Genomic DNA, 19,279 nt, shown 5'->3' on the forward strand with positions numbered 1-19,279 from the left:
GACAGGACCTCGAGGCGCGGCCGGTCGGTCCGGTCAGTCCCCGGTCGGCAGTCCGGCCTCGACACCGAGTACGCCCAGCGTGCGGCGCAGCGCCTCCCGATCGGGGGCGGTCAGCGAGGCGGTGAGCTCCTCGTCCAGCCGGTGTGCGAGCGCGGTGCAGTCGGCGAGCAGGCTCCGCCCGGTGTCGGTCAGCGCGAGTACCTGGCGGCGCCGGTCGGCCGGGTCGCGCACCCGGTCCACCGCGCCGACCTGCTCCAGGTGGTCGGCCAGCGCGACCACCAGGCTGGGCGCCACCGCCATGGTGCGGGCCAGTTCCAGCTGGGACGGCTGCGCGCCCGAGTCCAGTGCCACCAGTACGCCGACGTGCTTGGGCTTGAGGCCCAGCTCCGCCAGGGCGGTGGTGAACCGTGCCGTGACCAGGCTGCCCAGGGTGCCGAGCCGGAAGACCACGGAGGCGGTCAGCGGCGGGGGGTTGACATTGCTCACGCGAGGAACGCTAGCATGCGGTAACCATTCAGAGATCGAACGATTTGAGGTCTGACTCAATGCTTCGTTCCGCCACCCCGCCCAGCCGGGGCATGCGCGTCCTGGTGATCGCCAATGCGGCCGGCGCCGCCCTGTCCATGGCCTCCAGCGTCGTCGGGCTGCTCTCCCCCGGCCTGGCCCTGCCCGGCGGCACCGACCCGGCCACGCCGCTCACCGACCTGTACGTTCAGGCCTACGCGGCCCGCGCCCTGCCGCTCGGCGCCGTCCTGGTGCACCAGTTGCTGATCAGCCGGACCAGCCGCACCGGCCGCACGCTCGGACCGCTGCTGCTGATCTCCGGCGCGGTACAACTGGCCGACGCGGTCATCGGCGTCTCGGCCCGCAATCCCGGGATGGCCGTCGGTGGCACCGTTCTCGCCGTCCTCCACCTGGGCCTGGCCTCCCGGCTGGCCCGCTCGGACCGTGCGACCCTCGCAGCCCGGGCTACGGGAAGCCTCCCCGCCGCCGAAGGGGCCTGACCGGCCCCGCACCCCTCCTCAGGCGCGATTCGCGCTGCGGAACGCGTGCCGGTATCCGGCCGGCGAGACCCCGACGACCCGTTTGAACTGGCGCCGAAGTGTCGTGGCGGTCCCCATGCCGGTGGCCTGGGCCACCGCCTCCACGCTCTCGTCGGTGGCCTCCAGCAACTCCTGGGCGCGGCGCACCCGCTGGGTCAGCAGCCACTGGAGCGGCGTCTGACCGGTCACCGACCGGAACTGCCGCCCCAGATGGCGCGGGCTCGTGTTCGCCCGCCGCGCCAGGTCCGTCACCGTCAGCGGCCGGTCCAGCCGCTGCTGGGCCCAGGCGAGCAGGTCGGCCAGCACGTGGTCACCCCTGAGCTGCACCGGCGTGGCCACGAACTGGGCCTGGCCACCGGGCCGGTGCGGCGCCATGACGAGGCGGCGAGCCACCGAGTTGGCGATGGCCGCGCCGTGGTCGAGGTGGACCAGGTGGAGGCAGAGGTCCACTGCGGCGGCCTTGCCCGCGGCGGTGAGCACGCTGCCGTTATCGGTGTACAGCACGTCCGGATCGACCACGGCCAGCGGATGACGCGCACTCAACTCGGCGGTGTGCGCCCAGTGCGTGGTGGCGCGCCGGCCGTCCAGCAGGCCGGCCGCGCCGAGCACGAACGCCCCGGTGCAGAGCGAGGCGACCCGGGCACCCGCCTCGTGGGCCGCCCGCACGGCCTCGACCAGCTCCGGCGGGGGCGGGACGTCGACGTCGGCGCAGGCGGGCACGATCACCGTGTCCGCGCCGACCAGGCGCTCCAGCCCGTGGTCGGGTTCGACCACGAACGGGCCGACCTTCACCGGGCCCGTCCCGCAGAGCAGCACGTCGTACCAGCCGTCCGTGGCCTCGCGCGGGGGGTTGCCGAAGATCTCACAGGCCACCCCCAGCTCGAAGTGCAGCAGGTCACCGGCGGCCGGGAGTGCGACAGTTGGCATGTCCGAAAGTGTACGGGTGGTGTCGTTCGGGACACTCACGATCGGGCCCCGCCCGCGGCAAGACTGGAGTCCTCAGCACATCGAGATCGGGGAACCATGAGTACAGCGGCTGCAGTGGTGGTCTACGGCGCGACGGGTCACACCGGTCGCTTCATCGTCGCCGAACTGCAAAGGCGCGGCATCGCCACCATCGTCTCCGGGCGCAGCGCGGCCCCGTTGGCGGCGCTGGCCGCCGAGACCGGCGCCGGCGTCGAGGCGCGGCCCGCCGCCGTGGACGACCCGGACGCGCTGGACCGGGCGCTCGCCGGTGCGGCGGCCGTCATCAACGCCGCCGGACCGTTCGCGGTGACGGCCGGTCCGGTCGTCGAGGCGGCCCTGCGCGCCGGGATCCCGTACCTGGACGTCGCCGCGGAGATCGAGGCGAACGCCTCGACGTTCGCCGACCACGCCGAGGCGGCCCGCAAGGCGGAGACCCTCGTCGTCCCGGCGATGGCGTTCTACGGCGGCCTCGGCGACCTCCTGGTGACGGCGGCCCTCGGGGACTTGACCGCCGCCGACGAGGTGCACGTCGCCTACGGGTTGAACGGCTGGCACCCCACTCCGGGCACCCGGGAGGCCGGCCGGGTCTCGCACGAGCGCCGCGCGGGCCGCCGGGTCCGGTTCGCCGACGGCGGGCTGCAGTACCACGACGACAGGTCGCCGGAGCAGGACTGGGACTTCCCGGAGCCGCTGGGCCGGCGCACGGTGCTCGCCGAGTTCAGCATGGCCGACATCGTCACCGTCCCCAGCCATGTGGACGTGCCCGAGGTCCGCACCTACATGACGCTCGAGGCCGCACGGGACCTCGCCGCGGAGGACACCCCGGCGCCGGAGGCGGTCGACGACCTGGGTCGCTCCGACCAGACGTTCGTCGTCGACGTCCTGGTCCGTGCGGGCGGGGTCGAGCGCCGTGCCACGGCCCGCGGCCAGGACATCTACGCGATCACCGCCCCCCTGGTGGTGGAGGCGGCCCAGCAGGTCCTCGCCGGGAAAACCCGCGCCACGGGCGTGGCGTCGGCCGGTGCGGCGTTCCACGCGGCCGACTTCCTCCGGGCGCTGGCCCCGAACCTGTCGGTCGAACTCCCTGACTGACCGCCAGGGCGGGGCTCCCGGACGGGGGCTCCCGGACGGCAGACGATTCCGACCGCGGGAACGGCGGGAGGCGTGCGCCGGTCAGCCGGCCTCCAGCAGCACCGCGGGCAGTTCGCCCTCGACCACCGCGGCGCGCGGGAGGGCGAGTCCGAAGGAGCGGCCGAGCACGCCCAGGCAGGTGCGGTGGAGGTCGTCGCGCTCGCGCTCCGGGTCGGGCAGCGGCCGGCCGTCCCGCCAGGCGGAGGAGACGCTGTACCCGCCGTACGCGATCGACTGCGGCTCCGCGAGCCAGGTCAGACCGTCCGTCACATCCCTCGCTGTCGTCATGGTGATCATCCTGCCCCAGGGTCGTCCTCCCCTGGGCGCACCGGACGATCCGCCCGGAGGGAGCGCCGTTTGCGCCCGGCCGTTCAGTGACCGGCCGGGCCCGGGGGCCGTCTCAACGGTCCGGTGTCTGCTGCCTCGCGCGGTAGGCGCGCTTCTTGGCGAGGGCGCCGCAGGTCTTCATCGAGCACCAGCGGCGGGCGCTCGCGCGGGAGGTGTCGACGAAGGGGACCGCGCAGTCGGGGTTTCCGCGGAGGCGGACGTGGGCGCGGTGCTCCGAGGCGCAGAGGGCGATCAAGTCCCGGGCGACCATGGACAGCACCGCCGTGATCCCGTCGCCGTGCCAGCGCACGGTGGTGGCGTCGGGGGCGAGTTCGGGCGTCGAGGGCTGCCCGCTTTCGCGCGTCTTCACCCCGCACCACGAGGAGGCCGCGCCATGCGCGCCGCAGTCATCGAGGAACTCCACCGGCCGCTCGTCCTGCGCGACGTTCCCGACCCCGTCTGCCCGCCGGACGGGGCGATCGTGCGGGTCGGGGCGAACGGCATCTGCCGGACCGACTGGGCCCTGTGGGCCGGGCAGTTCTGGACCGGCGGACCGCGGGTCGAGGCCCCGTTCGTACTCGGCCACGAATTCGCCGGCACCGTCGTGGAGGTCGGCCGCGAAGTCCGGGGGTGGAAGGAGGGCGATCGCGTCATCTTCCCGATGAACCCCGGCGAGGGCTCGTGCGAGCCGTGCCGCGGCGGCAACCAGCACGTCTGCGAGCACGTGGACGCGCTCGTGCCCGGAGTGTCGTACTGGGGCGCCTTCGCCGAGTACGTCATGGTCCGCTTCGCCGACGTCAACCTGGTCGAGGTGCCCGGGGGCGTCGGCTTCACCGACGTCGCCGCGCTGGCCTGCCGCTACATGACGGCCTTCCACGGGGTCGTCGACCGGGCGCGGGTCCGTGGCGGCGAGTGGGTCGCGGTGTACGGCGCCGGGGGCGGCACGGGGCTGTCGACGGTGGAGATCGCCGCGGCGACGGGCGCCAACGTCATCGCGGTCGACGTCACCGACGACAAGCTGGACGCCTCCCGCGCGCTCGGCGCGGTCCACACCGTGAACGCCGCCGCGACCGACCCCGTCGAGGCCGTGAAGACCCTCACCGGCGGCGGCGCCCACGTGTCGGTCGACGCCGTGGGTATCGCCGCCGCCTGCCGCAACTCGGTACTGTCCCTGCGCACCCGCGGCCGCCACCTCCAACTCGGACACACCACCGCCGCCGAACGGGGCCACGTCGCCCTGCCGATCGACGTCATCGGACGGCCCCGCCGTGCCGGTCCGCCTGCTGCGTCCCGCGGCCGCGCCGGGACCGCTGCCGGTACTGCTCTGGTTCCACGGCGGCGGCCAGGTGCTCGGCTTCGCCGCCCAGGACGAGCCGTGGCTCACCAGGCTGGCGGCGAGCCTCGGCTGCGCCGTCGCCGCGGTCGACTACCGGCTCGCCCCGGAGACACCCGCCCCCGGCGCCGCCGAGGACGGCTTCACCGCCTACCAGTGGCTCGTCCGGGAGGCGGACGCCCTGGGTCTGGACGGCACCCGCATCGGCATCGCCGGCCAGAGCGGGGGCGGCGGAATCGCGGCGGCCACGGCCCTCCTGGTCCGCGACCGCGGCGGCGTGGCACCACTGTTCCAGTCACTGACGTATCCCATGCTCGACGACCGCAACCGGACCGCGTCGAGCCACCAGATCACCGACATCGGGATCTGGGACCGCTCGACCAACCTGCTGGCCTGGCAGGCGATCCTGGGCGACCGCGCCGGCACCGAGGACGTCTGCCCGTACGCGGCCCCCGCCCGCGCCGCCGACCTCGCCGACCTGCCGCCCACCTTCATCACCGTCGGTGACCTCGACTGCTTCCGGGACGAGGACCTCGACTACGCCACCCGGCTGCGCGCAAAGGGCGTCCCGGTCGAGCTCCACCTCTACCCCGGCGCCTACCACGCGTTCGACCTCATCGCCCCCGCCTCCCGGCTGGCCGCCGCCTTCCACCGGACCTGGTTCGACTACCTCGCCCGCCGGTTCGGTGCCGCACCGGTCCCGGTCTGACACCGCGACCGCGGGCCGGGGCCGCGCCGGGATGCGCGGGCGAGCCCCGCCCTGCCCGGTCGACGCCGTCTCAGGAAGCCGTCGACGGGCCCGGAGTACTGGGCGGACCCGGAGTGCCGGGCAGGCCCGGCAGGCCCGGCGGGCCCGGGGAGTCCGGGGAGTCCGCGGGGGTGAACGCCAGCGCCGTGTTGTGGCCGCCGAACCCGGCCGAGGTGCTGAGGGCCAGGCGCAGCCGCTGCCGCCGGGGGGCGCCGTGGACGAGGTCGATCCGGTCGGTGTCCTGGTCGGCCACCGCGAAGCCCGCGGTGGCGGGCACCGTCTGGTGCTGGACGGTGAGCACGGTCAGGGCGGCCTCGATGGCGCCGGCCGCGCCCATGGTGTGGCCCAGCACCCCCTTGGCGGAGGTGACGGACGGGGGGCGGCGGGCGAAGAGCCGGTCGATCAGGCCCGCCTCCGCACTGTCGTTGAGCCTGGTCCCGGTGCCGTGGGCGTTGACGTGGTCGACGTCGTCCGCGGCGGCGCCGGCTTCGGCCAGGGCCTGCCGGACGGCCGCCGCGAGGCCGCGGGCCCGCGGGTGCGGTGCCACCGGGTGGTAGGCGTCGGCCGCCGTTCCGACGCCCACCAGCAGGGCGCGGGTGGGCGCCCGTCGGCACAGTGCGTCGGCCTGGCGCTCCAGGACGGTGAAGGCGGCCCCCTCGCCGATGACGAAGCCGTCGCGGCCCGCGTCGAAGGGCCGCGAGGCACTGCCGGGATCGGGCCGGCGGGAGAGCGCCCGCATCCGGGCGAACCCGGCGACGCAGACCGGCGTGATCATGGCGTCGGCGCCGCCGGCCAGGGCGATGTCGCAGGCCCCGGCGTGCAGGAGCAGGGCCGCGGTGTGGATGGCGCCGGCGCCCGAGGCGCAGGCGGTCGCGGTGTGCAGTACCGGTCCGGTGACGCCGAGTTCGATGGCGAGCTGGCCCGCCGCCATGTTCGGCAGGAAGGCGGGCAGGGCGAGCGCGGAGACGCCGGACGGGCCGCTCGCACCGAACCGTCGCGCCGCCTGCTCGTAGCTGCCCACGCCGCCGGCGGCCGATCCGAGGACGATGGCGACCCGGGCGCCGTTCCAGTCCTCGGGCCACAGTCCGGCGTCCGCGACGGCCTCGCGCGCCGCGACCAGCGCGAAGTGGGTGGCGCGGTCCAGCCGCCAGGACCGGCGGCCGCCGAGCAGCGCTCTGGCGTCGAACCGGGGCACCCGGCAGGAGATGCCGACCGGCAGTCCGGCGAGCGCCGGATCCGGCGCGGCCGTGGCGCGGGCGGCGAGGACGCCCTGCCAGGTCGGTCCGGCCCCGGGACCGGCCGGGGTGACCAGGCCGATCCCGGTGACGGCCAGGGGCGGGCGGGCTGCGCTCACTCCAGCGCTCCGGGCTGCCCGGTGGTCTCGGCGATCAGGGCGTGGACGCGGTCGACGAGCCGGCCCACCGTCACGTCGGCCGCGGAGTCGCCGTCGTCGTCGAGGCCGATGCCCCAGTGTTCCTGGAGGCTGACGACCAGTTCGACGCGGGCGAGCGAGTCGAGGTCCAGGTCGCCGAGCGCGGCGTCGTCGCCGATCGCGTCCGTCGGGACTTCGAACTGTCCGCTGAGCAGGGCGACCAGGTGTTCGCGTACGGGGTTCACGGGGTGCCGACCTCCTTGTGGTCGAGGGTGTGCGGGCGGGGCTCCGGGGGTGCCGTGCGCACGGGGGCGTCGGGCCAGAGCAGGGTGGCGGAGGCCCAGGTGAGGCCGCCGCCGAAGGCGGTGAGCAGGGTCGGGGCGCCCGGTGGGCGGACGCCCCGGGCGGCCGCGTCGGCCAGCGCGAGCGGGACGGACGCGCCGGCCGTGTTGCCGACCTCGCGGATGTTCCCGAAGCGGTGCTGCGGCGGGATGCCGAGCCGGTCGGCGACGGCGTCCAGGATGCGCTGGTTGGCCTGGTGCCCGATGAAGGCCCGGACGTCCCCGGGCTGCCAGCCGGTCGCGCCCAGGACGGCTGTGGCGGAGGCGGCCATCCGGCGTACGGCGTGTGCGTAGACCGGTCGGCCGCGCATCCGGAAGTACTGTTCCTCGCGCCGCAGGCCGACGGTGGCGGGCAGGCGGGCCCCGCCTCCGGCGACGGCGATCAGGTCGCTCCCGGCGCCGTCGCTGCCCCAGTCGGTTTCCAGCAGGGCCCCGGGCTCGGCGGCGTCGCCGCGGCGGAGCAGCACGGCGGCGGCCGCGTCCCCGAAGAGCGGTGCGGTGTCGCGGTCGAGCGGGTCGATGATCGCCGAGTACTTCTCCGCCGCGACCACCAGCGGGGCCTGGCAGGTGCCGCTGCGGAGCAGGGCGGCGGCGGTGGTCAGGGCGTAGAGGAAGCCGGAGCAGACGGCGGCGAGGTCGAAGGCGGGGACGGGCCCCAGGCCGAGGCGGTGCGCGACCTCGGGCGCGGTGGCCGGGCAGGGGCGGTCCGGGGTGGTGGTGGCCAGCAGGAGCAGGTCGGGGCGCGGGCCTGTGGGCCCGGCGGAGTCGATCGCGGCGCGGGCGGCGGCCGTGGCCAGGTCCCCGGTGGCGACGTCGGGGCCGGCCAGCCGCCGGCGGTGGATGCCGGTGCGGCTGGTGATCCAGTCGGTGCTGGTGTCGAGGGCGCCGTGCTCGATGACCTGCTGGTTGGTCACCACCCGGGGCGGGAGGCTGGCGCCGATTCCGCCGATCACCGCCGCGGGCCGGTCGGCCGGGCGGCCGGGCAGGGGCGTCATGGCGCCAGGAACGGGGAGTGCGGCTTGGGGATCCCCGCCAGGCCGCCGTCGGGCACCGACAGGCCCCCGTCCAGCGCGACGGCCTGCCCGGTGAGGAAGGCGGAGGCGGGCGAGGCCAGGAAGAGCGCCGCCGCGGCGACCTCCTCCGGTTCGGCCCAGCGGCCCATCGGCACGTGGGCGAGCAGCCAGTCGCTGAGGGCGGCGTCGGTGTGGACGGACGCCGTCATGTCGGTGCGGACCCAGCCCGGGCACAGGGCGTTGACCCGGATGCCCGTGCGGGCCCACCCGACGGCGAGGCTGCGGGCGAGCGACACCTGGGCGGCCTTGGTGGCGGCGTACACCTCCATCAGCGGCGTCCCCACCAGCCCGGCCACGGAGGACATCAGCACCAGGCTGGCGCCGTCGGAGCGGGCCAGGTGCGGGTGGGCGTGCCGGCAGACGGCCGCGGTGGCGTTGAGGTTGACGGCGACGACCTGTTCCCAGACGGGCTGCGGGAGGTACTGCAGCGGCGCGAAGAGTGCGCTGCCGTCGGGCTCGGCGGGCAGGATCCCGGCGTTGTGGACGAGGATGTCGAGTCCTCCCAGGGCCTCGGCGGCGTGGTCGACGAGCACCGCCTGCGCGGGGTCGGCGAGGTCGCCCGGTACGAGCGCGGGGCGTTCGGTGTACTCGGCGACCAGGTCGGCGGTGTGCTTGAGCCCGGCGGCGGTGCGGGCGGACAGGGCGAGCCGCGCTCCGGCCTGGGCGAGGGCGACGGCCACGGCCTGGCCGATGCCGCGGGAGGCGCCGGTCACCAGCGCACGCCGGCCGTCGAGCCGGAACTGGTCAAGGACGGTCATCAGGGGGCTCCTCTGGTTCTGACGCCGCCTCGGGGCGGCCTCGGTGCGGTCAGGGCGGGACGGGACGGGCGGGCCGGGCGGGTGTCAGGACGCGCTGGGGGCGACGGCGTGCAGCGCGGGGGCGCCGGTCCAGGTGAGCAGGGCGCTGCCCCAGGTGAGGCCGGCGCCGAGGACGCAGACCAGCAGCCGGGCGCGGTCGGCCAGCAGGCCGCCGGCCGCGGCGTCGGCCAGCGCGAACGGGGCGGACGCCGCGCCGATGTTGCCCGTCCGGTCCCCGGTGATGTGGAGGCGCTCGGGCGGGATGCCGAGGCCGGCCGCGACGGTGCGCAGCAGCAGCGGGTTGGGCTGGTGGGTGATGAAGGCGTCGATGTCCTTGAGGTCGAGCCGGTGTTCGGTGAGGGTCTCCTCGACCATGCGCGGGAAGACCTCGGTGATGAAGTCGCGGACGGCCCGGCCGTCCATGTGGATGTGGTGCAGGCCGTCCGCCAGGCTGCGGGCGCTCGCGGGTATCCGGCTCCCGCCGCCGGGGATGAGCACGTGGTGCGCTCCGCGGCCGTCCGAGCCGAGGCGGAAGCCCCGGAAGCCCCCGTCCCCGGGGACGGGGCCCAGGACGGCGGCGGCGGCGCCGTCGGCGAAGAGCACGGCGGTGCCCCGGTGGGCGGGGTCGACGAACTTCGAGTAGGCCTCGACGCCGACGACCGCCGCGTACCGGCTGCCGGGGGTGGTCGAGAGCCAGTCGTGGGCGACCTTGGCCGCGAACAGCCAGCCCGAGCAGGCCGCGCTGACGTCCAGGGCGACGGCGTTCGCGGCGCCGGTCAGTGCCTGGACCCGGCAGGCGGTGGCCGGTCCGAGCTCGTCGGGTGTCGAGGTGGCGGCGATGACGACGTCGAGCCGGTCCGGCGGGATGCCCGAGGCCTCGCAGGCGGCCAGCACGGCCGCCGCCGCGAGGTCGGAGGCGGCCTCGCCGCTCGCGGCGACGTGCCGCTCGACCACTCCGGTGCGTTCGAGGATCCACTCGGCCGAGACGCCCGCGAGCCGGCCGACCTCGCCGTTGCCGCGCACCTCCTCGGGCAGGTACGTGCCCATCCCCAGAACGCCGATCGCGGGGGGTGTGCGCTGGTTCACGAGGTGCTCCCTGTCGGGTCTCGGGGGGTGGTACGGGTGCCGTGGGCGGCGAGCAGTGCGGTGGCGTAGTCGGGCCGGTCGAGCGCGGAGGGGGCGAGGGCGGCGCCGGGGTCGAGGGCGTCCACGATGTCCGGGAGGGCCGGTCGCAGCCGGTCGCACAGGGTGTCCATGGCGGCCGGGAGGGCGCGCGCCGCGGCGGGCGTGAGCACCCCGGCCGTCAGCAGCGGCCCGGCCAGCCGTCGGGCCTGGCGGAGTCCCGCGAGCGCCGCGAGGTCGTCGGCCAGGGGAACGCCCCACGCCGGGCCGTCCGCGGCGGCGTCGGCCGCGAGCCGGCAGGCCTGGACCGCTCCCAGCTCCAGGGCGTCCGCGAGCAGCGGATTCCAGAGGTCCAGTGCGCGGCGCCCCGCCGCGGCGCCGGCCGTGTGCGCCGCCGCGAGCTCGTCGGCGAGCCGGTCCCGCAGGGTGGAGACGGCCTCCGGCCACCACGCCGCGTCGGTCGGGTCGGGCCGGGCCCCGCGCGGGCCGGTCGTCGGGCGGCCCTGGCGGGCCTGCTCCTCGGCGAGGGCGCGCCCGGCGTCGAGCAGGATGAGGGTGTTGTCGCCGCCCGCGCTCTCGAAGGCGCGGGCGAACCCGAGGTAGCCGGAGAGCCGGTTGCCGTCGAGGAGGCCGGACAGGCCGCAGCGGTGCTGCAGGCCGTCGATCAGTTCCGCGGCCGTGCGCGTGCTGTGCGCCTTGTGGAGGGCGAGCGCCCGGTCGACCCCGGCCCACGGGGAGAAGGTCATCGCGGTGTCCGGCGGTGCGGCTGTTCCGGGGGCTGCCACCGGGCCGCGCAGGGCCGCCCATCCGGACAGGGCCGCCCGTGCGGTGCAGCGCAGCGAGTAGGCCTCCGCCAGTGCGCCGATGACGGTGTGCTGCTGGGTGCGGTATTCCAGGACGGGCCGCCCGGGGGCCAGTCGGCCGTGGGTGCGGCGGTCGGCGCTGAACCGCCAGGCCATGGCCGCGCTGCGGCCCGCCAGGCCCGCCATCGCCGAGGGGAGGGTGGCCCACAGCCCCTGACCGCAGCTCAGGGTCCGCTGCAGACGGGCGTCGGGACCGGGCTGCGGGTCGTGCAGCAGGCCGGCGTCGTCGATCGTGGACCGGTCCGCGAGCCAGCGGGCGTAGGGCACCCGCGCGCCGTGGAAGCGGACGAGGCCGTAGGGCAGGGGGAGGGCGCCGACCGCGATCGGGTCCGAGATCGAGACGCCCGGTGCGGGGCGGCCCTCGGCGTCGGTGATGTCGACGAGGAAGGAGAACACCCCTCCGCCGGACGCCCCGCCGCCGGACGCCCCGCCGTCGGACGCCCCGCCGTCCCGGCTGTCCCGACCGCCCGTCAGCAGTCTGGCGCAGACCACCGCCTGCTGGGGCAGCCCTTCGGCGGCCACCGAGGAGAACTTCGCGGCCCGGTCGTCCGGGGTGTGCAGCGCGAACTCCCGGCGCGCCGGGTCGAACCGCGCCTCGGTCCGGATGCCGAGGTGGCTGCCGGCCTCGCCGATCTCGGTGACCATGAAGGAGCCCTTGGTCCGGGCGTGGGCCAGGGCGCCGTCCGGGTCGGCGTTCCGGCCGCCCAGCAGGACCAGCGACCCCACGCACAGCGTGTAGTGGGAGAGCAGGGTCTGGTAGAGCGGCGGATCGGCGAGGACCGTCGCCTCGCCGAGGGCGGCCAGGAGTTCGGCGTCGGCGACCACCTCGGCAGCGGGGGGAAGCAGCGCCGCCAGCCGGGTCAGCCGTTCGTGGGCGCGGGTGTCCGTCCGCAGGGCGGCCGGGTCGCCGCGTGTTCCGTCCTGCGCCAGGAGCTTCCCCAGCTCGCCGCCCCGTCCGGGTGGGAGGAGTGCCGTCAGGCGCGCCAGTACGTCCGCGGCGCCGGGGCGGCGGTGGTCCTGTTGTCCGGTGTTCACGATTCCCTCTCTGCTGCGGTCGTGCGGTGGGTGTCGGCCGCGGTCCGCCAGGGCCTGGCGCGGGGGTCCCCCTGTCCGGGCGGGTCGGACGCCGGCCGGCCGGGCGGGTCCGTCGGCGGCCAGGGCGACGGGGGCGGGGGCGGGCCCGGCTCGCGGACGGGCCACGCGCCGTCGAACACCGGCGCCAGGGCTTCGACGTCCGGAGTGAGGAGCCGCACGCTGTTGGTGAGCGTCCGGCCGGTTCCCGCCTCGACCACCTGCGAGGCGCCGGCCAGCGCCGGCCCGAGCACCGCGGGCAGGGCGAAGGCGCGGACCAGACAGGCGGACAGCGCGCGCGGCAGATCCGTGTCCTGCTGGTAGGACCGCCCGGCGACCGCCGAGTAGACCGGTCGGCGCGGCGGCTCGAGGCGCAGCCCCCGGGCGTAGTGCGCGAACGCGCCCGCCTCGCGGGCGAGGGCCGGGTGGTGGCTCATGAACGGCAGCCGCAGGCGCTGGGCGGCGACGCCCTGTCGCCCGGCCGACGTCTCCACTGCGGCGAGGCCGGCCGGGCTGCCCGAGACCACCGTCTCCTCGGCGTGGTTGACACCGGCCACCACGACCGAGCCCGCTGCCGGTCCGGCCTCGGCCAGCAGTCTGCGGGCCCGGTGCTCCGCCGCGCCCAGCAGTGTCATGCCACCGCCCGCGGCCGTCAGCAACTGCCCGAGGCGGCAGGACAGTCGGGCCCCGTCGACGATCGGGCAGGAGCCCGCCGCGGTGAGTGCGGGGATCTCGCCGAAGCTGACCGCGAGGAGGCGGTCCGCCCGGAGCCCGTCGGCCTCGAGCGCGCGGTGTACCGCCACCGACACGCCGAACAGGGCGAGTTGGACGGTTCCGGGCGCCTCGCCGGCCAGCACGCCCGTGCTGAGCCTCGGCCCGGCCGCGTTGGGCGGCAAGCCGCCGCCCGTCAACCGCGGGCCGATCGGCAGCACCCCGAACTCGGCGGCGACCGTGTCGGCCTCCTCGAACACCTGGGTGACCGCTCGCGCCAGCGACGGGACCCGGGGCAGGGCCCGCAGCAGCGGGGTCAGGCTGAAGTCCCCCTGGCCGGGGAACATGTGGACCACCCCACCGGTGGCCGTGGGGCCGTTCGGGCCGGGGTTCACGGGCGTCGCCTCCACCTCGGGGCGCTCCGGGAGGGAACCGCCGATACCACCGATGGTGGCGCCGATCACCGACCGCGCCGAGTGGCGCCGCACCTCTGGCCTGTCAATACTTATGGACCGTCAATTCTCTTTTTGCCCTCGGAACTTGGCGGCGGCTGGCTACCATGGGGCGGTGAAATGCAGGGGCCCGCCTTTGGCGTGTGATCCCCGCGCCCCGGCTTGAAGGACCTCCCGGGGGGAGCCATGACCGGCCGCCGCATACCCAACACCCGCCTTCGCGAACTCCTCGCCGAATCCCTTTGGACCGGCGAGGAGTTGGCCCGAGCCGTCAATCAGGTCGCCGCCGAGGCCGGGATGAGCCTGGCCTACCGGAGGGCCTCCGTCCACCAGTGGATCACCGGCGCCGAACCCCGCAGGCCTGCCGCGCACTTCGTCTGTGCCGCGCTGGCCCGACGGCTCGGCCGTACCGTCACCCTGACCGACGCGGGATTCGCCGACCCGCAGGCCGACGGTTCGGCGAGGGCCTCCGACCGGGACGCGCTTCGCAGCCTCGCCGCGGCGGCGAGCGTTCCGGGCCGGCACGGCGAGCTGCTCGCCTACCGGCCGCTGTCGGCCGAGGAGTACGTCACGGCCCTCATCCGGCCGTCCACCGGCGGCCAGACGGGCGGCCCGACGGGCGGCCGCGGCCGGTACCGCGGGCAGGGCGGCCCGGCGGACGCCGAACCCGATGTGCTCGGGCAGCTGCTGACCGTCTTCGCCACCGTCGACCGCACCCAGGGCGGGGGCCAGGCCCGCACCGCGCTCGCCGCACTGCTCGCCACCACGGTGGCGCCCATGCTCAGCCGGCCCTACGGGCCCGTCCGGCACGCGCGGCTGCTCGGCGACACGGCCCGGCTCTGCTACCTGTGCGCGTTCATGCACGTCGACGACGAACTCAACGGCCTGGCGGGCTGGTACTACCGGATCGGTCTCGCGCTCGCCCACCGCGCGGGCGACACCGCCACCGAGGCGATGGTCCTCCGGGCGATGAGCGCCCAGGCCTACGAACTCGGCCGCCCCCGGCAGAGCCTACGACTCGCCCGCTCCGCCGCCGACTGCCACATCGGCGCCGCCCCGCCGCGGCTGCGCGCCGCGGTGCTGGGCCAAGTCGCCCTCGCCGAGGCCGCGGTGGGCGACGGAGCGGCGGCGCTGCGCCACCTCGACGACGCCCGCGACCTCCTCCCGCTCATCGCCGGCCCCCCGCCACCGGTCGGCGACTACCACCGCGCGTCCTGGGACCACCAGCGCGCCCTCGTGCGGGCCGAACTCGGCGACCTCCCCGGGGCGATCAGATCCCTGGAGACGTCCGCCGCCCGACGCCCCCGAGCCGAGGCCCGCTCCCGCGCCTTCATCCTCAGCCGCCTGGCCGAAACACAGTTGGCCGCCGGCCGCATCGAAGCCGCGTGCGCCACCTGGCACGAGTTCCTCGACGTCTACCCCCTGCTCTCCTCCCGCCGGGCCCACGCGGCCCGCGCCCGCCTCCCCCGCCTCCTCCTCCCGCACCGCCGACGCCCCTCCGTCGACCACCTCATCCAACGCGCCACCGCCCTCCGCCCTCGATAGGCCCCCCTGCTGAAGCCCAACATTCCCAGCCACAAAGCAACTTGACGGTGTCCTGAGATGCCGGTCGCCCCCGCCCGGCGAAGCCGCACCCCCAATATTGGTCCAGACCTATTGACGCGCCCCGCCGCCCCTTCTACGATCCGGTCCGGCACAGCCCCACATGTCCCCACCTCACCCAGAGCCGGGCGTCACGCCCCCACGCGCCGGTCAGTTCCCTGGCGCCCGGCGGGAAAGGGAGCACAGCATGTTCCGTCGAAGGTCGCGCAATCCACGCCCGTCGGGCGGTCTCCGCCCCGGTTCGGGCCCCGACCGTCTGGAAGGCGTCCAGGCCGGGAGCGATCCGCTCCGGACCCCTCGCCCGCAGCGGGCGTCCGTGGAACGCGCACCGCAGGTGAACCGGACCAGCCGCGCCACCCACCGGCCGACCGTCCTGAAGAGCTCCATCGCCGGGGTGAGCGCCGCCGCCGTCATCGGTGCCGGCCTCGTCGTGGCCGGCTCCGTCAGCGCCGGGGCCGCCACCACCAACCTGGTGGCCAACGCCGGATTCGAGAACGGGCTCTCCGACTGGACCTGCTCCGGCGGCTCCGGCACGGCCGTCACCAGCCCGGTCCACTCCGGCACCTCCGCGCTCAAGGCCACGCCCACCGGCCTGGACAACGCCCAGTGCAGCCAGACCATCAGCGTTCAGCCCAACTCCCAGTACGCGCTGAGCGCCTACGTCCAGGGCAGCTACATCTACCTGGGCGCCACCGGCACCGGGATCACCAGCGCCCCGTCCACCTGGACGCCGAGCAGCGCGTCCTACAGCCAGCTCAGCGTCGGCTTCACCACCGGGGCGAACACCACCTCGGTGACCGTCTACCTGCACGGCTGGTACGGGCAGCCCGCGTACTACGCGGACGACGTGTCGCTGGTCGGCCCCGGCGGCAGCAGCCCCACGCCGAGCACCACCCCGCCCACCACCGCTCCCCCGACGACCACCGCACCGCCGACCACCACGCCTCCGACGACCACCGCACCGCCCACCACCACGGCGCCGCCGACCACCACCCCGCCGGGCGACACCTGCCCCACGAAGCCCAAGCCGTCGGGCAAGGTCGTGCAGGGCTACTGGGAGAACTGGGACGGCGCCGCGAACGGCGTCCACCCCGGCATGGGCTGGGTCCCCATCACCGACAGCCGGATCGCCGCGCACGGCTACAACGTCATCAACGCCGCCTTCCCGGTGATCCTCTCGGACGGCACCGTCCAGTGGCAGGACGGCATGGACGCCGGCGTCAAGGTCTCGACCCCCGCCGAGATGTGCCAGGCCAAGGCCGCCGGCGCGACGCTCCTGATGTCGATCGGCGGCGCCGCCGCGGGCATCGACCTGAGCTCCAGCACCGTCGCCGACCGGTTCGTGGCGACCGTCGTGCCGATCCTCAAGAAGTACAACTTCGACGGAATCGACATCGACATCGAGACCGGCCTGTCCGGAAGCGGCAACATCAACACGCTGTCCGCCTCCCAGTCCAACCTGATCCGCATCATCGACGGCGTGCTGGCCCAGATGCCCGCGGGCTTCGGCCTGACCATGGCCCCCGAGACGGCGTACGTCACCGGCGGCAGCGTCACCTACGGGTCGATCTGGGGCTCCTACCTCCCGATCATCAAGAAGTACGCCGACAACGGCCGCCTGTGGTGGCTGAACATGCAGTACTACAACGGCAGCATGTACGGCTGCTCCGGCGACTCCTACCAGGCCGGCACCGTCCAGGGCTTCACCGCGCAGACCACCTGCCTGAACAACGGCCTGGTCATCCAGGGCACCACGATCAAGGTGCCGTACGACAAGCAGGTGCCCGGCCTGCCGGCCCAACCCGGCGCGGGCGGCGGCTACATGGCGCCGAGCCTGGTCAGCCAGTCGTGGAACGCCTTCGGTGGTCAACTGAAGGGGCTCATGACCTGGTCGATCAACTGGGACGGCTCGAAGGGCTGGACCTTCGGCGACAACGCCAAGTCCCTCCAGGGCCGTTGACATCCAGTTGACATCCCGCTGACGCCTCGCTGAGACCCGGCTGAGGTCCGCGCCCCGGTGCACCGTCTTTCGCGGCACCGGGGCGCGGCCTCAACGAGGGGCGGCCGGCGTGTCCTCGTGGATGCCGGTACCGACGTCCGTCCGCACCCGGTGGCTGACGACGCTCAGCGGCCCCAACCCCGCGAGCACCTCCAGGAGCCCGGCGACCGTCACGGCGGCCGGGACACCCTCGGCCACCGGACCGCCCTCGGCGGCCGACCCGCCGTCGGTGGCCAGCACTCCGACCGTCGCGGCCGCGGCGATCTCCTCGGGCAGGAGGTCGCCGAGCGTCCTGATCCTGCGCACGGACCCACGGCCGGGCAGCGGGAGGAGGGCGGGCTCGCCCTCGCCGGTCAGCAGCGTCAGATCGCTCGCCTCGGCCACCGCCCGCTCGGCCCACCGCGCGTCGGAGGCCACATAGCACCACTGGTCGGGGTGCTGACCGCGCAACGACGGGTACCGGAGCCGGAGTTCGCGCAGCAGCCCGCCGACCTCGTCGACGACCGCGCACGGACTGACCACGAACGACAACCGCGTCTCGTCCCGAATCGCAAGCCCCTCCAGCGCGGCCAAGGCCTCCGACGCTCCCACCCCGGCGACCTCGACCACCGGCCCGGACGGCAAGGCGCCCGGTCCGGCCCGCTCAGGACGGCGACGCTCCTCCCGGCCGCCGAGGACGAGTACCGTGTCGCCCCGGTCCAGATAGGCCCGGACCAGCGCACCTGCCGCAGCCGCCTTCGGGCAGCCGTCCTCCGCCCGGGGCCACCGGACCGACCCCGCACTCCGGGGATCGGGCAGCAGCGCAGTGCCGTGCCGACCGTGCCGGCAGGGCCGGGGGCCGGGTGCCACCAGCACACGGCGGGTCCGCAGCGCCCGCGACCAGTGCCGGACGACCTCCTCGGCCAGGGCCGCCCTCCGGGCTCCGCCCGCCACCGCAAGGCCCGCGACCCGGCCGCCGGGGTCGAGGTAGGTCGTCGCGGCCAGCACCCCGGACCGCGCGGCCCCGGCCGTCCGGTCCGATCGCCCGAGCGCTCGCGGCGCCACGGCGCGAACCGGTGCGGCATGCCCCTGCCCGGCCAACCACGCCGCGATCAGGGGCGCAGCGGGGCAGCGCACCTCCCCGCGGGCGGGGTGGGTGAAGCGGCTCACGACGAAGACCCCCTCGTCGCCGATGTCGCCGATGTCACCGATCGCCGGCAGGATGAACGCTTCCGACAGTCGCGTCCTGTTCACGTGTTCGCACCTTCCGAAACCTGCTTCCGGCATACGCCTGCCGCACATACTGGTTCGCCGAAGGGCATTCGCCACCTTCGCTGACGAGGCGTCACCATGGCTGCAGGCACGCGAAGTAGAGGAATTCCGAACGAAGGAACGAGGCACCCCGGTCGGCGGCGGCCATCGGCCCGGAGCGGGGCGCCACTCCCGGCGCCACCCCTGCGACCATCACGACCGCCGAAGGCCCCACCGGCCCCGGAAATCCGGGGCCCGGACGGTTCGCGCACCCGCCGCGCCCACCGGCCCCGGTGCCCGGCCCCCGGGCGGGCGGCCGAACAGCTCCCGAACGGCGAAAGACTCCACCAGGTTCACTCGTCTGACCCAAACCCCGCCCCACGCAGGACCGGGCACCCGCCTCCGACCATCCGGGCGACCGTGGCCGCGACATCCGGAAATGATCTCCGCTTCGGCGTGCCCTACAGTACGGAACACCTCCGCTTGACCGGCCTCCCGCGGCCGCCAAGACCACCACGACCCGGACAGCGAGGACCAGCCGATGGCCGCCGCCGCGCAGCGCACCGATGCCCGACGCAACCGCGAACGGCTGCTCGCCGCCGCCCAGGAGGCGTTCACGGAGGCCGGCCCCGAGGCCTCGCTCAACGAGATCGCCCGCCGGGCCGGCGTCGGCCCCGGCACCCTCTACCGGCACTTCCCCACCCGCGGCACCCTCCTCGCGGCCGTCCTCGACGAGCGGGTCGAGCGGCTCTGCACCGCCGCCGACCGGCTGCTGGCCACCGAACCCGCCGACGCCGCGCTCGCCGACTGGCTGGGCGCCTTCGTCGCCCACGCCCGCGTCAACCAGGGCCTCGGCAGCGCACTCCTGATGGAGGCCGAGGGGTCGCTGGGCACGGACTGCCACCGCCGGATCCGGGAGGCGGCCACCGCCCTGCTGTCCAGCGCCCGGAACAGCGGCACCGCCCGCCCCGACCTGACCCCCGACGACCTGCTCCAACTCGCCCTCGGCGTCGCCCTCGCCACCCCGCACCCCGGGCAGGGCGACCAGGCCGAGCGACTGCTCGACCTGGTGCTGGACGCGGTGTGCCCGGGCTGAGC

At 75.4% G+C, this 19,279-nt stretch carries 17 protein-coding genes and 3 pseudogenes; 8 read left to right on the top strand and 12 right to left on the bottom strand.

Annotated elements, in window-relative coordinates:
• Positions 1-33: 33 nt before the first annotated feature.
• Complete coding sequence (locus tag ACIGZJ_RS27910) at positions 34-486, bottom strand: MarR family winged helix-turn-helix transcriptional regulator (protein WP_396459815.1); 453 nt, start codon at positions 484-486, stop codon at positions 34-36.
• A gap of 59 nt (positions 487-545) precedes the next feature.
• On the opposite strand from ACIGZJ_RS27910, the gene ACIGZJ_RS27915 reads away from it, so the two are divergent.
• On the top strand, positions 546-1,004 hold the full coding sequence (locus tag ACIGZJ_RS27915; RefSeq protein ID WP_396459816.1) for a hypothetical protein: 459 nt from the start codon (positions 546-548) through the stop codon (positions 1,002-1,004).
• A gap of 18 nt (positions 1,005-1,022) precedes the next feature.
• On the opposite strand, the gene ACIGZJ_RS27920 is transcribed toward ACIGZJ_RS27915, so the two are convergent.
• The gene (locus tag ACIGZJ_RS27920; RefSeq protein WP_396459817.1) at positions 1,023-1,970 is read right to left on the bottom strand and encodes a helix-turn-helix domain-containing protein; all 948 of its coding nucleotides are present in this window, start codon (positions 1,968-1,970) and stop codon (positions 1,023-1,025) included.
• A 96-nt stretch (positions 1,971-2,066) separates the two neighbouring features.
• Between ACIGZJ_RS27920 and ACIGZJ_RS27925 the strand changes: the two genes are divergently transcribed.
• On the top strand, positions 2,067-3,101 hold the full coding sequence (locus ACIGZJ_RS27925; protein ID WP_396459818.1) for a saccharopine dehydrogenase NADP-binding domain-containing protein: 1,035 nt from the start codon (positions 2,067-2,069) through the stop codon (positions 3,099-3,101).
• An 81-nt stretch (positions 3,102-3,182) separates the two neighbouring features.
• Here ACIGZJ_RS27925 and ACIGZJ_RS27930 read toward each other — a convergent pair whose 3' ends face one another.
• On the bottom strand, positions 3,183-3,428 hold the full coding sequence (locus tag ACIGZJ_RS27930) for a hypothetical protein (protein WP_396459819.1): 246 nt from the start codon (positions 3,426-3,428) through the stop codon (positions 3,183-3,185).
• A 112-nt stretch (positions 3,429-3,540) separates the two neighbouring features.
• Positions 3,541-3,738 carry a CGNR zinc finger domain-containing protein gene (locus ACIGZJ_RS27935; protein ID WP_396459851.1) on the bottom strand — a complete coding sequence of 66 codons (198 nt, stop codon included), beginning with the start codon at positions 3,736-3,738 and terminating at the stop codon, positions 3,541-3,543.
• 123 nt (positions 3,739-3,861) lie between these two features.
• Between ACIGZJ_RS27935 and ACIGZJ_RS27940 the strand changes: the two are divergent.
• Positions 3,862-4,617 (top strand): annotated as a pseudogene (locus ACIGZJ_RS27940) (alcohol dehydrogenase catalytic domain-containing protein); the annotation flags it as partial.
• Positions 4,618-4,735: 118 nt separating this feature from the next.
• Positions 4,736-5,509 carry an alpha/beta hydrolase gene (locus ACIGZJ_RS27945; RefSeq protein ID WP_396459820.1) on the top strand — a complete coding sequence of 258 codons (774 nt, stop codon included), beginning with the start codon at positions 4,736-4,738 and terminating at the stop codon, positions 5,507-5,509.
• 70 nt (positions 5,510-5,579) lie between these two features.
• Here ACIGZJ_RS27945 and ACIGZJ_RS27950 read toward each other — a convergent pair whose 3' ends face one another.
• The 7 genes from ACIGZJ_RS27950 to ACIGZJ_RS27980 form a co-directional block, all read right to left on the bottom strand.
• Complete coding sequence (locus tag ACIGZJ_RS27950) at positions 5,580-6,902, bottom strand: beta-ketoacyl-[acyl-carrier-protein] synthase family protein (RefSeq protein WP_396459821.1); 1,323 nt, start codon at positions 6,900-6,902, stop codon at positions 5,580-5,582.
• Positions 6,899-7,165 (bottom strand): acyl carrier protein, encoded by a 267-nt coding sequence (locus tag ACIGZJ_RS27955; RefSeq protein WP_396459822.1) that lies wholly within the window; start codon positions 7,163-7,165, stop codon positions 6,899-6,901. The genes ACIGZJ_RS27950 and ACIGZJ_RS27955 overlap by 4 nt, the downstream gene beginning before the upstream one ends.
• Positions 7,162-8,256: a beta-ketoacyl-ACP synthase III gene (locus tag ACIGZJ_RS27960; protein ID WP_396459823.1), complete on the bottom strand. Its 1,095-nt coding sequence runs from the start codon at positions 8,254-8,256 to the stop codon at positions 7,162-7,164. The genes ACIGZJ_RS27955 and ACIGZJ_RS27960 overlap by 4 nt, the downstream gene beginning before the upstream one ends.
• Positions 8,253-9,092: an SDR family NAD(P)-dependent oxidoreductase gene (locus ACIGZJ_RS27965; RefSeq protein ID WP_396459824.1), complete on the bottom strand. Its 840-nt coding sequence runs from the start codon at positions 9,090-9,092 to the stop codon at positions 8,253-8,255. Before ACIGZJ_RS27965 ends, ACIGZJ_RS27960 begins: the two co-directional genes overlap by 4 nt.
• Before the next feature lie 84 nt (positions 9,093-9,176).
• Positions 9,177-10,217 (bottom strand): 3-oxoacyl-ACP synthase III family protein, encoded by a 1,041-nt coding sequence (locus ACIGZJ_RS27970; RefSeq protein WP_396459825.1) that lies wholly within the window; start codon positions 10,215-10,217, stop codon positions 9,177-9,179.
• Positions 10,214-12,151 carry a hypothetical protein gene (locus tag ACIGZJ_RS27975; protein ID WP_396459826.1) on the bottom strand — a complete coding sequence of 646 codons (1,938 nt, stop codon included), beginning with the start codon at positions 12,149-12,151 and terminating at the stop codon, positions 10,214-10,216. The genes ACIGZJ_RS27970 and ACIGZJ_RS27975 overlap by 4 nt, the downstream gene beginning before the upstream one ends.
• Positions 12,148-13,386 carry an ACP S-malonyltransferase gene (locus ACIGZJ_RS27980; RefSeq protein ID WP_396459827.1) on the bottom strand — a complete coding sequence of 413 codons (1,239 nt, stop codon included), beginning with the start codon at positions 13,384-13,386 and terminating at the stop codon, positions 12,148-12,150. The genes ACIGZJ_RS27975 and ACIGZJ_RS27980 overlap by 4 nt, the downstream gene beginning before the upstream one ends.
• 150 nt (positions 13,387-13,536) lie before the next feature.
• Here ACIGZJ_RS27980 and ACIGZJ_RS27985 point away from each other — a divergent pair, with 150 nt between their 5' ends.
• From ACIGZJ_RS27985 to ACIGZJ_RS27995, 3 genes and pseudogenes are all read left to right on the top strand, one after another.
• On the top strand, positions 13,537-14,895 hold the full coding sequence (locus ACIGZJ_RS27985) for a hypothetical protein (RefSeq protein ID WP_396459828.1): 1,359 nt from the start codon (positions 13,537-13,539) through the stop codon (positions 14,893-14,895).
• 244 nt (positions 14,896-15,139) lie between these two features.
• Positions 15,140-15,757: pseudogene (locus tag ACIGZJ_RS27990) on the top strand (carbohydrate binding domain-containing protein); the annotation flags it as partial.
• 198 nt (positions 15,758-15,955) lie between these two features.
• Positions 15,956-16,912 (top strand): annotated as a pseudogene (locus ACIGZJ_RS27995) (chitinase); the annotation flags it as partial.
• Positions 16,913-17,002: 90 nt separating this feature from the next.
• On the opposite strand, the gene ACIGZJ_RS28000 reads toward ACIGZJ_RS27995, so the two are convergent.
• Positions 17,003-18,184, bottom strand: coding sequence for a hypothetical protein (locus ACIGZJ_RS28000; RefSeq protein WP_396459829.1), 1,182 nt, complete (start codon positions 18,182-18,184; stop codon positions 17,003-17,005).
• Positions 18,185-18,722: 538 nt separating this feature from the next.
• Between ACIGZJ_RS28000 and ACIGZJ_RS28005 the strand changes: the two genes are divergently transcribed.
• Positions 18,723-19,277 (top strand): TetR/AcrR family transcriptional regulator, encoded by a 555-nt coding sequence (locus ACIGZJ_RS28005; protein WP_396459830.1) that lies wholly within the window; start codon positions 18,723-18,725, stop codon positions 19,275-19,277.
• Positions 19,278-19,279 lie beyond the last annotated feature (2 nt).

The organism is Kitasatospora sp. NPDC052868, assembly GCF_044547105.1.
Lineage (GTDB): Bacteria > Actinomycetota > Actinomycetes > Streptomycetales > Streptomycetaceae > Kitasatospora.